10 protein-coding genes are annotated in these 13,445 nt (G+C 71.3%); 3 read left to right on the forward strand and 7 right to left on the reverse strand.

Annotated features, from left to right (window positions below; genetic code table 11):
- The first annotated feature begins 1 nt into the window (after nt 1).
- Nucleotides 2-634, forward strand: a complete 633-nt coding sequence (locus BIU90_RS06540) for a pyridoxal 5'-phosphate synthase (protein WP_071299437.1) — start codon at nt 2-4, stop codon at nt 632-634.
- A gap of 6 nt (nt 635-640) precedes the next feature.
- Here the strand turns inward: BIU90_RS06540 and BIU90_RS06545 are convergent, their stop codons facing one another.
- Genes BIU90_RS06545 through BIU90_RS06555 form a run of 3 tightly spaced genes read right to left on the reverse strand, consistent with a single transcriptional unit; the run spans nt 641 to nt 5,768 of the window.
- On the reverse strand, nt 641-3,001 hold the full coding sequence (locus BIU90_RS06545; RefSeq protein ID WP_368086270.1) for a GNAT family N-acetyltransferase: 2,361 nt from the start codon (nt 2,999-3,001) through the stop codon (nt 641-643).
- The gene (locus BIU90_RS06550; RefSeq protein WP_071299438.1) at nt 2,998-4,335 is read right to left on the reverse strand and encodes a lysine N(6)-hydroxylase/L-ornithine N(5)-oxygenase family protein; all 1,338 of its coding nucleotides are present in this window, start codon (nt 4,333-4,335) and stop codon (nt 2,998-3,000) included. The genes BIU90_RS06545 and BIU90_RS06550 overlap by 4 nt, the downstream gene beginning before the upstream one ends.
- Nucleotides 4,332-5,768 (reverse strand): pyridoxal-dependent decarboxylase, encoded by a 1,437-nt coding sequence (locus tag BIU90_RS06555; RefSeq protein WP_071299439.1) that lies wholly within the window; start codon nt 5,766-5,768, stop codon nt 4,332-4,334. Before BIU90_RS06555 ends, BIU90_RS06550 begins: the two co-directional genes overlap by 4 nt.
- A gap of 102 nt (nt 5,769-5,870) precedes the next feature.
- On the opposite strand from BIU90_RS06555, the gene BIU90_RS06560 reads away from it, so the two are divergent.
- Complete coding sequence (locus BIU90_RS06560) at nt 5,871-6,356, forward strand: GNAT family N-acetyltransferase (protein ID WP_071299440.1); 486 nt, start codon at nt 5,871-5,873, stop codon at nt 6,354-6,356.
- A 3-nt stretch (nt 6,357-6,359) separates the two neighbouring features.
- Here the strand turns inward: BIU90_RS06560 and BIU90_RS06565 are convergent, their stop codons facing one another.
- Genes BIU90_RS06565 through BIU90_RS06580 form a run of 4 tightly spaced genes read right to left on the reverse strand, consistent with a single transcriptional unit; the run spans nt 6,360 to nt 12,271 of the window.
- Nucleotides 6,360-8,804 (reverse strand): ATP-dependent helicase, encoded by a 2,445-nt coding sequence (locus BIU90_RS06565; protein WP_071299441.1) that lies wholly within the window; start codon nt 8,802-8,804, stop codon nt 6,360-6,362.
- A gap of 12 nt (nt 8,805-8,816) precedes the next feature.
- Nucleotides 8,817-9,851: a glycerophosphodiester phosphodiesterase family protein gene (locus BIU90_RS06570; RefSeq protein ID WP_071299442.1), complete on the reverse strand. Its 1,035-nt coding sequence runs from the start codon at nt 9,849-9,851 to the stop codon at nt 8,817-8,819.
- Nucleotides 9,852-9,861: 10 nt separating this feature from the next.
- Nucleotides 9,862-11,019: a LacI family DNA-binding transcriptional regulator gene (locus tag BIU90_RS06575; protein ID WP_254786966.1), complete on the reverse strand. Its 1,158-nt coding sequence runs from the start codon at nt 11,017-11,019 to the stop codon at nt 9,862-9,864.
- 7 nt (nt 11,020-11,026) lie between these two features.
- Nucleotides 11,027-12,271 carry a Gfo/Idh/MocA family protein gene (locus BIU90_RS06580; RefSeq protein WP_071299443.1) on the reverse strand — a complete coding sequence of 415 codons (1,245 nt, stop codon included), beginning with the start codon at nt 12,269-12,271 and terminating at the stop codon, nt 11,027-11,029.
- Nucleotides 12,272-12,558: 287 nt separating this feature from the next.
- On the opposite strand from BIU90_RS06580, the gene BIU90_RS06585 reads away from it, so the two are divergent.
- Entirely contained in the window at nt 12,559-13,416 is an 858-nt protein-coding gene (locus tag BIU90_RS06585; RefSeq protein WP_071299444.1) for a Bax inhibitor-1/YccA family protein, read from the forward strand.
- The last annotated feature ends 29 nt before the right edge of the window (nt 13,417-13,445 follow it).

The following is a 13,445-nucleotide window of genomic DNA, read 5'->3' on the forward strand; positions in this document are numbered from 1 at the left end:
CATGGCCTCCGCTCCGCTCTCCGGTGACACCTCCTTCGCCTTCCCCGAGTTCGACGCCCCGCCCGCATCACCGTTCACGGTGGCGCGGACCTGGGTCGCCGACGCGCAGGACGGCGACGTCTCCGAACCGATGTCGATGACCCTGGCGACCGCGGCCGACGGCGCCGTGACCGCGCGGACGGTCGACGTGAAGACCATCGACGACCGCGGGCTGGTGTTCGGCACGTCGTCGCTCAGCCCGAAGGGCCGCCAGCTCACGGCAGACCCGGCCGCCGCGCTGCAGGTCTACTGGCGCGAGACGATGCAGCAGCTGCGGTTCGAGGGCCGCGTCGTGCAGCTCTCCGACCAGGAGTCCGACGACCTGTTCGCCGCACGCTCGCCGAAGTCCCGCGCCGCCACCGCCGTCGCCGACCAGTCCGCACCGCTCTCGGGCACGGTGCAGGACCTCATCGACGACGCGAACGCCCTGCTCGACGCGTCCGAGGACGTGCCGCGTCCCGCCGCGTGGCTGGCCTGGCGGCTCGAGCCGACCTCGGTCGAGTTCTGGCACGGCAGCCGCGACCGGATGCACCGACGTCTGCAGTACGTGCTCGGCGCGGACGGCACCTGGACCGCGACGCGCCTGCAGCCGTAGCCGGGTTCAGCCCCGTGCGATCGGGTTGGGCATCTCCCCGGCGCGGATGAGCGAGGACGACTGGTCGGCCAGGTCCACCATCGACAGCGTGTTCCGGAGCTGCAGGCGATTGAGGCAGGAGTGCTCGAACGTCGGGGCACGCAGGTCCAGTGCCCGTCGGTCCGGGTGCGCCTGGGCGTGCTCGTCGACCGTCGCACCGACGAGCTCCCAGAACCGCGCCGCCGGCAGGACCCCGTCGTCGTCGAGCACCGCCGCGAGGAACCGCAGCACCCCGTCGAACACGTCGGTGAACACCGCGAGCGCCGCCTCGGCATCGTCGACCGGGTGCACGATCCGCTCGGTGCCGGCCGGGACCGCCCGGTCCCCCAGCACCGCGACCTCTTCGCCCACGTCCTTCATCACCGCGCGGACGACCGCGCCGTCACGGACGACGAGCACGAGGTTCTCGCCGTGCGGCATGAAGGCGAGGTCGTGCACGGTCAGGCAGTGCACGACGGGCAGCAGGTAGGCACGGAGGTACCCGCGGACCCAGTCCGCCGCCGTCTGCCCGGACTCGCCGACCAGTGCCGCGGCGACGGACCGACCGGCCGCGTCGCGGTGCAGCACCGCGGCCATCGTGAGCAGCCGCTCACCGGGCGCCAGCTGCGGCACCGGGCTCTCCCGCCACAGTGCGGCGAGCATCTTCCGCTGCGGCGACGGCACGTCGACCCGGTGGTACGCGTCACCCGCGTACCCGATCGCAGCGTGCTCCCGGAGCATCGAGAAGCCGAGCGCTCGCAGCGTCGGGTCGGCGTGGACGACACCGGCCACCCAGTCGTTCACCGGGGGCGTGGTCCGCATGTACGCCGGGGACATCCCGCGCAGGAAGCCCATGTTCTGCACCGCCAACGCCGTCTTGACGTACGAGCGCCCTGGAGCGGACCGGTTGAACGCCGTGCGGATGGACTGCTGCGGCTGGTACAGGTCCGGCCCCTCGCCCAGGTCGACCAGGTCCTGTCGGCCCAGGTCGGGTGCGAACGTCACGGCGATGCGGTGCTGCCACTGCCACGGGTGCACCGGCAGCCACACGTACGCGTCCGGATCGAGACCGCGCCGCTCGAGGGTGCTCCGGAAGCGCTCGACGGTCGCCGGGTCGAGCTCTGCCGCCCAGTGTCCGGCCTCGGAACGGTCCCCGGCCAACGCCAGGTGGGTGTGCGCTCGGCGTGCGCCGAGCCACCGGTACCGGAACCGTCCACCCGACTCCGGGGCGTAGGCGCGGTACTCGTCCAGCCCGAACCCGATCCGGCCGTTCGCGGCGACGAACGCGGGGTGACCCTCGGTCATCGCGGACTCGACGTCCTGGAATGACGCGACGACGTCCCCGTCCGACCGACCACGGGCGAGCTGCGCGGCGGAGGGGCCACCCCGACGGTGCTTCGCCGCAGCACTGGCCAGGGTCGAGGCGACCTCCTCCAGGTAGGTCCCGAGCAGCTCTTCCGGGATCCCGAGGGCACCGCGCAGTTCGAGCACGAGGTCCTGGGCGCTGAGCGGAACCGCTGTACCGGAGCAGGTCCGGGTGAGCGAGGACTCGTCGACCACCCAGTGCTCCAGCAGGTGCCGTCGCGCCCGGAACCGGTAGGTCGAGGCACCGGCGTCGAGACGCCAGCCGTCCCCGTCGGTGACCGGCGAGACGAGCCGCTCGTGGGTGAACTCGGCGATCGCCTTCGCGACCAGGTGCCGCTCGGCCGGCTCGAGGTGCTCGGGGCGCAGGTGCGCGGCTGGTCCGTCGTCGTCCGGCACGCCGATCCGGCCGGTGTCGAGGACGGACAGCAGCGCCCGCTTCTCGCCCAGGTCGACCTCACGCAACGCCCGGAACCCCACCTCCGCGTTCTTCGCCTGCACGGCGCTGTTCCGCACGTCCGGCTCGACCACGACCCGGGTCGCACCGAGGGCGTCGCGGCAGTGCTCGACGGCGGCACGCATCACCGCGCTCGTGAGACCGTGCACGCGCCCGTCCGTCGGTGGCGGTGCCACGAGCAGGTGCATCCCCACGTCCCCGGGCTCTCCCGACCACACGTCGCCGAGCAGCACGCGAGCGGGGTCGTACGTCTCGACCAGGAAGCAGGGCTGTCCGTCGCGACGGCCGAGCCACGCGGCCTGCGCCGGGTCCGCCTGCACCTCGGCCAGGTACGTGCGCACCCCCTCGACGTCCACGTCCGCCATCCCCCACCACGACGACGCGGGATGGGCGAGCCAGGCCTGGACGACCGCGGCGTCGCGGGCCGGGTCGACCGGCTCGACGGTCAGGAGGCGCGGTGCGCCCTCCGGTGGGCAGCCGCGGTCCGGCAGGACGGAGGACGACCCGACTGGGCCGGTCGCGGCGCTCACGCGACCACCCCGGCGGGCAGGCCGAACTCCTGGAACGCGATCCGGTCCTCCAGGCCGCACACGGCGCGACCCGTCACGGACCGCAGGATCGATGCATTCCGCCACGCGCCCATCCCCAGGTCCGGCGCCGTCAGACCGTGGGTGTGCTCCTCGGCGTTCTGCACCCAGATCCGTCCGCCCAGGGTGTCGACGTGGTGGTCGCGGGCGACCGCGAGGCGGCCGCTGGCGTCGCGGGTGACGAGGTGCTCCACCGGGTCCAGGAACCGCGGTGGTCTGCGGGCGTACCCGGTCGCCAGGACCAGGCGTTCGACCTCGTGCTCGTACGTCCGTCCGAGCTGCTCGTGGCGGAGCGTCAGCCGGTACGTCCCGCGGTCCGCCAGCCACGTCGCGTCGACGACGCTCGTCTCCGTCCGCAGCGTCGTCGGGACCGGGCCGCGTGCGCTGAGGCGGTACAGCGCGTCGTACAGGTCGTCCACCAGGTCGGCACTGATGCCCTTGTACAGGCTCCGCTGCTCGCGACCCAGGCGGTCTCGGACGTCCTCGGGCAGCGCGTGGAAGTGGTCGGTGTACTCCGGGCTGGTCATCTCCAGCGTCAGCTTGGTGTCCTCCATCGGGAAGAAGCGCGGCGACCGGGTGATCCAGTCCAGACGGTAGCCGCCGGCGCGCACGTCCTCGAGCAGGTCGCGGTACACCTCGGCGGCGGACTGCCCGCTGCCGACGACGGCGATCGACCCGGCACTGCGCAGGGCGTCCCGGTTCGGCAGGTAGTCGGCCGAGTGCACGACCGGGCCCGCGAGGTCACGGAGGGGCTCCGGGACGCGTGGCTCGGTGCCGATGCCGAGCACCACGTGTCGGGCGCGGTACGTCTCGGGTCCGTGCGCAGTGTCCGCACGCACGGTGAAGACGTCCGCGGCTGCGTCGTGCTCGACGGCCACGACCCGTCGCCCCCACCGCAGTGAGCCGAGCCGGTCCGACGCCCACCGGCAGTAGGCGTCGTACTCGCTGCGCAGCGGGTGGAAGTCCTCGCGGATGTAGAACGGGTAGAGCCGGCCGGTCTCCTTGAGCCAGGCCAGGAACGACCACGGCGACGTCGGGTCGGCCATCGTGACCAGGTCCGCCAGGAACGGCACCTGGATCGTCGCGTCGTCGAGCATCATGCCGTGGTGCCACGCGAAGCCGTCGGTGACGTCGAGGAACACCGCGTCGAGGTCATCGAGCGGCTCGGACAGGCATGCCAGACCCAGGTTGAACGGCCCGATGCCGATGCCGACCAGGTCGAGGACGTCGGCGGTGCCGGTACCCGTGCCGCTGGTGCTGGTGCTGGTGGCGGTCATCGTGCCGCTCCGGTCGTCGCGGTCGTGCTGGCGCGCAGGTCTGCCGCCATCGCGGCCACGTGGTCCAACGACGTGCGCATGTGCTCGATCGTCGTCTCGGGGTTCAGGAGCGTGAGCTTGTTGCACGGCCGCCCGTCCACCACGGTCTTCGCGATCAGGACGCGACCCTCGGCCAGCAGCGCCGCGCGGAGTGGTCCGACGAGGGCGTCGGCCTCGTCGTCGGGCATGCCCGCCGGCTGCCACCGGAAGAGCACGGTGCTCAGCTGCGTCGGCGCGACCAGCACCAGGTCGTCGTGCGCCGCGACGAGGGCGTGGGTCTGGGCCGCCAGGTCGACGACAGCGTCGAAGGCCCGGCCGAGCGCGTCTGCGCCGGCGGCACGGAGGGTCGCCCACAGCTTCAGGGCATCGAAGCGTCGTGTGGTCTGCAGGGACTTGTCGACCTGGTTCGGCTCGGCGGCGTCCTCCGGGTTGAGGTAGTCCGCGTGCCACGACGCCCGGCGCAGGTCCGCCGGATCCCGCACGACGAGTGCACTCGACGACACGGGCTGGAAGAAGGCCTTGTGGAAGTCGGCCGTGACGCTCCGAGCGCGCTCGATCCCGGCGAGCAGGTGCCGACGGGTGGGCGAGACGAGCAGCCCGCAGCCGTACGCCGCGTCGACGTGCAGCCACACGTCCTCGAGGTCGCACACGTCCGCGATCGGCTGCAGCGGGTCGATCACGCCGCGGTCGGTGGTGCCGCCGGTCGCGACGACCGCCATCGGGGTCCGGCCGGCCGCCCGGGCGTCGGTGATCGCGGTCGCCAGGGCGGCGGGGAGCATCCGACCGGCCGCGTCCGTGCGGACGTCGACGACCGCGTCGTCGGGCAGCCCGAGCAGCTGGGCAGACCGGCGCACGCTGAAGTGCGACTCGGCGGTGGCGAACACGACGGGCGGCGTTCCCGACGGCATTGCTGCTCGGGCCAGCAGGAGCGCCTGCAGGTTCGACTGCGACCCGCCCGACGTGAAGACACCGTCACCGGCGTTGAACCCGATCCGACCGGCCACCCAGTCGATCACGTGCCGCTCGATCTCGGTGCCGATGCGTGACTGGTCCCATGTGTCGACGGAGGGGTTCACCGCGGCGAGCACCGCCTCGGCCGCGACGGCGGGCAGCGCGACCGGGCAGTTGAGGTGCGCCAGGTACGCCGGATCGTGGAACCAGACGGCCTCGCTGACGAAGAGGTCGTCGACTTCCGCGAGCGCCTGGTCCGTCCCGAGTGGTGCGGCGTCGAGGTCGATCGCGCGGACCCGGCGTCGGAGTTCCGCGGCCGGGGTGCTCGTCGTCGGGCGGTCGACGTGCGCGACCCGGTCCGCAGTGCGGTCGACCGTCGCTCGGACGACCTGGCGGTAGCGCTGGGCGGTGGTGGGGGAGAACAACTCGATCACGGGAGACATGTTAGGTAAGGCTAACCTCACCAAGCTTCGCTGTCACGCGACCTGCATACGCCCGGGCGTGGCTCTGCGCGCGCGCCTGGGTGGTTCCGACAGGATCAGACCATGCCACCCTCGACCGTCCGCCACGCAGTGCTCGCCGACGCCGCAGGCATCGCCCGGGTCCACGTGCAGGCGTGGAAGGAGGCCTACGCGCACCTGCTGCCGGCGGCGTACCTGGATGCCCGGAGCGTCGACGCGTACGCGGAACGGTGGCGGACGATCATCGCGGACCCGATGACGGAGGTGCTCGTCGCCGAGCAGGACGGCGAGGTCGTCGGATGGGCGTCGGCGGGCCCCGGTCGGGAACCCGACGCACCACGGACCCGAGAACTCGAGGGGATCTACGTCCTGGCGTCCACGTACGGGACCGGCATCGGGCAGGCGCTCCTCGACCACGCCGTGGGCACGGCACCCGCGTTCCTGTGGATCGCCGAGCACAACCCGCGCGCCGAGACGTTCTACCGCCGCAACGGGTTCGTGCGCGACGGCACGGCGAAGCGAGAGCACCTCGGCCCGCACACGCTCGAGGCCGTGCGGATGGTGCGCTGAGCGCTAGAGCTTCTCGATCGGGGCGATCTTGATGAGGAGCTTCTTGCGCCCGGCCGCGTCGAAGGCGATCTCGGCGATGCGCTTGGCGCCCTGACCGGTCACCGCCGACACGGTCCCTTCGCCGAAGTCCACGTGCTTGATCCGGTCTCCTGCTGCGAGCTCCATGTCGCCGTTGTCGCGGACCTGCCCGGAGACGCGGTTCGCCCACTCGGTCTTCGGACGGGTCTTCGCCGCTGCGGCAGCGCGGTCGTAGGACCCGCCGCCCCAGCCCCCACCGCCGCGGTACCCGCCACCGCCACCACCGAAGCCGCCGCCGTCGCGCTTCGCGTTGAGCGCCCGGGGCTCGGTGCCCCCGCGGCTGTTCGCCATGCCCGGCGACTGCTTCCAGTCGATGAGCTCGGCCGGGATCTCCTGCAGGAAGCGCGAGGGCATCGCCACGTTGACGTCACCGAACTGCGCACGGGTCATCGCCAACGACAGGAAGAGCGACTTCTTGGCGCGGGTGATGCCGACGTAGAACAGCCGGCGTTCCTCGGACGGGCCGCCGGGTTCGTTCGCGGACATGCGGTGCGGCAGCAGGTCCTCTTCGACACCGGTCAGGAACACCGCGTCGTACTCCAGGCCCTTCGCGGTGTGCAGCGTCATGAGCGACACCGTTCCGGACGAGTCGTCGAGCTCGTCCGCGGCGGCCACGAGCGAGACCTCGGTCAGGAAGTCGCTGAGGGTGCCGTCCGGGTTGTTCTTCTGGAACTCGCGCGTCACCGCGACGAGTTCGTCGATGTTGTCCGCGCGGGCGGAGTCCTGCGCGTCGGGCGACTTCCGCAGCTGCTCGAGCAGGCCGGACCCGTCGAGGAGCTGCGTCAGCGTGTCGACGACGGGCTGCTCCGGGGCCTTGGCCGAGACCTCGTCGAGCAGGGCTGCGAACCCCGTGATCGCGTTCCGGACCTTCGGGCCGAAGCCGAGCTCGTCGGCGTGCCGCAGTGCTTCGCGCATGGTGACGTCGTGGTCGTCGGCGTACCGCTGGAGCGTGGTCTCCGTCACGGCGCCGATGCCGCGTTTGGGCACGTTGAGCACGCGACGGAGCGCCATCGGGTCGGCGGGGTTGGCGACGGTGATCAGGTACGCCATGGCGTCCTTGATCTCCGCACGCTCGTAGAACTTGGTGCCGCCCAGCACCCGGTACGGGATCGCCGACCGGATGAAGATCTCCTCGAGCGCACGGGTCTGCGAGTTGGTCCGGTAGAACACCGCCATGTCGCGGTAGTCGGTGCCGTCCTCGTGCAGGCGCTGGATCTCGTCGGCGACGAACTGCGCTTCGTCGTGCCCGGTGTAGCCCGTGAACCCGACGATCTTGTCGCCCGCCCCCACCTGCGTGAAGAGGTTCTTGACCTGCCGGTCGAAGTTGTTGGCGATGACGGCGTTCGCCGCGTCGAGGATGTTCTGCGTCGAGCGGTAGTTCTGCTCGAGCAGGATGACCTTCGAGTTCGGGAAGTCCCGCTCGAACTCGACGATGTTGCGGATGTCAGCACCGCGGAACGCGTAGATCGACTGGTCCGAGTCGCCGACCACGGTCAGCGACGCCCCGGCGATCGACCCGTCGGCCTCGCGCATCCGGGCGACGTGCTGGCCTTCGTCTTCGAGGCGGTCGACCTGCTCGACCGGCACCGGGCGGGTGAGCTCGCGGATCAGCGAGTACTGCGCGTGGTTCGTGTCCTGGTACTCGTCGACCAGGATGAAGCGGAAGCGGCGCTGGTACAGCGCGGCGACCTCGGGGAAGGCGCGGAACAGGAAGACCGTCTGGCCGATCAGGTCGTCGAAGTCGAAGGCGTTCGCCCGGCGCAGGTCGTTCGTGTAGCGCCGGAACACCTCGGTGAACATGACTTCCTGCGGGTCGTTCGCGTTGATGTTGCGCGCGTATGTGTCGATGTCCTGCAGCTCGTTCTTGAGCTTCGAGATCTTCGACGCCGCAGCACCGACGGTCAGCCCGAGGGTGTCGGCTTCGAGGTCCTTGATGATCCGCTTGAGCAACGCCCGGGAGTCGGCCGAGTCGTAGATCGTGAACGACTGCGGGAACCCGAACCGCTCGGCTTCGCGCCGGAGGATCCGCACGCACGCGGAGTGGAACGTCGAGATCCACATGCCCTCGGACGCCTGGCCGACCAGGGCACGGACGCGCTCGCGCATCTCGGCCGCGGCCTTGTTCGTGAAGGTGATCGCCAGGATCTGGGAGGGCCAGGCCTCGCGGTTCGCCAGCAGCAGGGCGATGCGCCGCGTGAGCACGCTGGTCTTGCCGGATCCGGCACCGGCGACGATCAGCAGGGACTCGCCGCGGTACTCGACGGCTTCCTGCTGCTGGGGGTTCAGACCGGCGGTGAACGGGTCGTCGTAGGGGCGTTCCCCGGCACCCGGCTCGGGCGTCGAGTCGAATGGGTCGAGCACGATCGTCATGTCCGCCCCAGTCTAGGCGCGCCCCCCGACACCGCCAGTCGCGTCCGCGACGAGCGATCGCGCCCGCACCGCCAGGTCCGCGTGGTCGGCGAAGACCCCGTCCACACCGGTCCGCAGCACCGAGGTGTACCAGCGCTCCCAGTCACCGTGCGCCGCGACGTCGCCGCCACGGCGAAGAGGCGCCGGCAGGAAGCGGTTCTCGGGACGGAGCGTCCACGTGTAGACGGCGAGCCCGGCCGCATGAGCCCGGTCGACGACCTGGGACCGCACCGGCGTCGGGTCGTCGACCGCCACCGGGTCCGCGCCGGCCATCAGGGTCCCCAGGTCGACGCTGATCCCGTCGAACTCGGTCGCGAGCGCCGCCAGCGCCTCGTCGGTCCGCTCGCTGGCGTAGGACCCAGCCGCGGACCCGTGGGACGCGACCTCGTCCGCGGCGCTGCCACGAGCCTCCTGGAGGTACACGAGCCGACCACCCGTGCCCCGCGCGCCGAGGTCCCGGAGCACGCCCTTCTCGAAGCACTCGAACGTGAGCCGTCCGTCGTCACGCCACCCGGCGGTCCGGATCGCGTCGTCCACCAGCGGCCCCATGGGCAGCCCGATGCCGGCGAAGTACGTCGCGTGTTTGACCTCGGCGACCAGGCCGACGCGGCGCGGCGCGGCATCGAGGATGCCGAGCAGGTCCTCGAGCCGCAGGATCGGGTCCTCGCCGTCGTGGGCCGCCGAGCCGGGTCGGAGCTGCGGCAGGCGCTCGCGCGTCCGCAGCGTGCTGAGTTCGTCCCAGGTGAAGTCCTCGGTGAACCACCCCGTCAGCCGCTGACCGTCCACCGTCTTGGTGGTGCGCCGGTCGCGGAACTCCGCGTGGTCGGCCACGTCGGTCGTGCCGGAGATCTCGTTCTCGTGGCGGAGCACCAGCACGCCGTCGGCCGTCGGCACCAGGTCCGGCTCGATGGCGTCGGCCCCGAGCTCGATCGCGAGCTCGTACGCGCTCCGCGAGTGCTCGGGACGGTACCCGGAGGCACCGCGGTGGGCGATCACGAGCGCGGTCATGCGGCCGACCCTAGTGTGCGCCGGTGTCGGGACCGTGGGTCCCGCACGACGCCCGGATGACGAGGTCCACAGGGAACTCCCGGTGCACCGGGACCGAGCCGTCGAGCAGGGCGCGCACCGCGGCCTCGGCCATGGACTCGACCGGCTGGCGGACGGTGCTGAGCGGCGGCCAGGTGTACTCGGCCTCCCACGACCCGTCGAACGCGACCATCGCGATCTCCTCCGGCACGCGGACCCCACGCTCGTGGAACGCCCGCAGCAGACCGACCGCGGTGCGGTCGGAGGCCGCGAACACCGCGTCCGGCCGCTCGCGCGACTCGGCGATCTGCAGCCCCGCCGCGTACCCGCCTTCCCGCGTGTAGCCACCGGGGAACACCCGGCCGGGAGGGACGCCCCGGCTCCGACACGCAGCCAGCCACCCGGCGTGGCGGGGTTCTCGGGCATCGGCCTGGCCGACGAAGGCGACGCGGGTCCGACCGTGGTCGAGCAGGTGGTCGGTGGCCAGACCGGCACCGGTCCGCAGGTCGGTCCCCACACTCGCGACGCCGTCCCGCGCCGCCGAGACGTTCAGGTCCACCCAGGGCAGTCCGACGGGAGCGATGGCCTCGCGGTCGGCGACCCCGCTCGACAGGACCAGGACGCCGTCGACCATGCGGGCCGCGAACTCCTCGAACCGCGTCCGGAGGCCGTCCGGCGCGAAGGTCGTCGCCGTCGTCGAGAGCGCGTACCCGCGATCACGGGCGACGGACTCGATGGCCGCGGCGAACTCGGCGAAGAACGGGTTGGAGAACACCGGGTCGGCGACGTCGGGCACGGCGAGGACGATCGTGCGGGCGGAGCCGGACCGGAGCGCGCGGGCCGCCTGGTTCGGGCGGTACCCGAGCTGGGCGACCGCGGCGAGGACCCGCGCGCGGGTCTCCGCCGCGACCGGGGCGCCGCCGTTCAGCGCGTAGCTGACGACGGCGTCCGAGACCCCGGCCAGCCGGGCGACGTCGCGGCGGGTGGGCTTGCGCGGGCGGTCCAGCGGGGAGGCGCTCGCTGGGCCGTTGCCCGTCTGCGCCGCGCTCGGCGGGCCGCCGTTGCCTGTCGCGCCGCCGTTGCCCGTCGCGCCGCGGTTGCCCGTCGGGCCGCCCGCGCTCGTCGGGCCGCCCGCGCTCGTGTCCGTCACCGGTCGATCATGACACCCGGTCGGCCGCGGGCAGGCGCTCGCCGACCGCGACGGGCGCGTCGCCCTGGTCCGGGATCGTCAGCCGCGCGCCGTCGCGCTTGGCCGACTCGAACGCGATCAGGCCCGGCAGCGTGTACCGCGCCGCCTGCCAGGCGTTGACCGGCGGGAGCACGCCGTCGTTCACCGCGGTGACGAAGTCGTCCACCAGCAGCTGGTGCGAGCCTTCGTGGCCGTTCGGTGCGAAGTCGAACTCGGCCGGGAGCCGCCCGGTCAGGTCGTCGTGCACCGGGGCGTGTCCGGACACGAAGGAGCTGCGCAGTGCGGGCGACACGTCGGCCAGGCGCGGGTCGTCCTCGTCCATGGTCGGACGGTTGGCGATCTGGTCGGACACGTCGGTGACGCCGTCGCGGTCCTGCCAGACGGAGTTCGTGACGAGCTGCTCGAAGCTGCCGTCCGTGCCGAACCAACGGAAGCGGCTCTCGCGGATGTAGGAGGGGAAGCCGACGCGTCGGAACTCGTTGATGCGCATCGAGCCTCCACCGTCGAGCTCGAACAGCGCGGTCATGTTCGAGTAGTCGTTGTCGAACATGCTCACCGCGGTGTCGAACACCCCGTCGCCGCGGTCGTCGTGGACGCCGATGCAGCTGACGCTCGTCGCGTGGCGCGGCACGGCACCGAGGACGCCGCCGATCGCGTGCGTCGGGTACCACATGGGTGGGTAGCTGGCAGTGGCCTTCCAGTCGTCGCCGCCGCTGTACTTGTACGCGTCGTAGAACCCGAGGTCCATGTCGTGGACGTAGTCGCCCTCGGCGTAGAAGACCCGGCCGAAGGCACCCTGCTCGGCCTTCTTGCGGGCGAAGACGGTCGCCGGGTTGTACTGGCTGGTCTCGCCCATCATGTAGGTGAGCCCGGTCTCCTGCACGGCCTGGATGATCGACTCGATCTCCGTCTGCGCCGTGGCCATCGGGACGGCGGAGTAGACGTGCTTGCCCGCCTGCAGCGCCTGCAGCACCAGGGGACCGTGGGTCCAGCGCTGGGTGAAGATCGCCACGGCGTCGACGTCGGGGCTGGCGAGCATGTCCTCGAACGACGGGAACGTCCCGGCGAGGTCGAGCTCGTCGACGAGCTGCTGCGCCCGTTCCGGGATGACATCGGTGGCGTACAGGGTCGAGATGCCCGGGTGCTTGTCGAACAGGACGGCGAAGTGGCTGGCGAACTGGCCGGCTCCGACCATGCCGAGGGTGAACGTCATGCTGGCTCCTTCTGGCGGTTGCTTCGTTGCGGGTCCATGGTCGCGCTCGTGGTTTACTCGTGTCAACCCCCGGTTTCCCGGGGAACTCTCGTCACCTGTCGATCACTTGCGCAGCACGCGGCCCTAGGCTCGGGTCACCGGTTGCACCACCGGCGTCCGCTCGCCGCGAATCCCCAGCCTTTCCAGCAGGGGCCGACCTAGGCTGAGAGGACACGAAGGAACGGTCCGCCGCTCCTGCACGACCTGCACCCTGTACGACCCACAGACCAGAGGAATCCGAGGACACCATGGCGTTCAAGCCCGGTTTCGACCAGTCCCCCGCCTTCAACGACGCGGGCCGGAACGCGTGGAGCGCCGGCTCGAAGCAGCAGCAGAGCGGTTGGGGCCAGACCCCCCAGCAGTCCGCCGGCATGACGCCCGAGCAGCTGCAGTACATGTACGACCGCCCGGCGGCCAACACGGTCGACACCGACCGCATGTCCTACGAGGACACCATCGTCAAGACGCTCATGGCGTTCGGCGTGCTGGTGGTCGGTGCCGTGGCCGGATGGAACCTGCCCCCGATCTTCTGGATCGCCGGCGCGGTCATCGGGTTCGTGCTCGCGCTCGTCAACACCTTCAAGAAGAAGCCGTCCGCCGGGCTCGTGCTCGCATACGCGTTCTTCGAGGGGCTCTTCGTCGGTGGTATCTCCGGGTACTACAACTCGGCGTTCGAGGGCATCGTCACCCAGGCGGTCTTCGGCACCCTCGGCGTCTTCTTCGTGACGCTGCTGCTGTTCCGCTCGGGCAAGGTCCGCGCGACTCCGAAGGCGACCAAGTTCTTCCTGGTGGCGATCGTCGGGTACATGGCCTTCTCGCTCGTGAACCTCGTCCTCATGTGGACCGGTGTCACCAACACGGCGTTCGGGCTGCTCGGCGTGACCGTCTTCGGCATCCCGCTCGGCGTGGTCATCGGCATCTTCGTCGTCATCATGGCGGCGTACTCGCTGATCCTCGACTTCGACCAGATCAAGACCGGTGTCCAGCGCGGCGCCCCTCGCATCTACGGGTGGACCGCGGCGTTCGGCCTCATCGTGACACTGGTCTGGCTCTACCTCGAGATCCTGCGCATCCTCGCCATCATCGCGAGCACCTCGCGCAACTAGCACGCACGCACGAAGGGCCCCGGCGATCG

It is taken from the genome of Curtobacterium sp. MCBA15_001 (assembly GCF_001864835.1).
Classification (GTDB): domain Bacteria; phylum Actinomycetota; class Actinomycetes; order Actinomycetales; family Microbacteriaceae; genus Curtobacterium.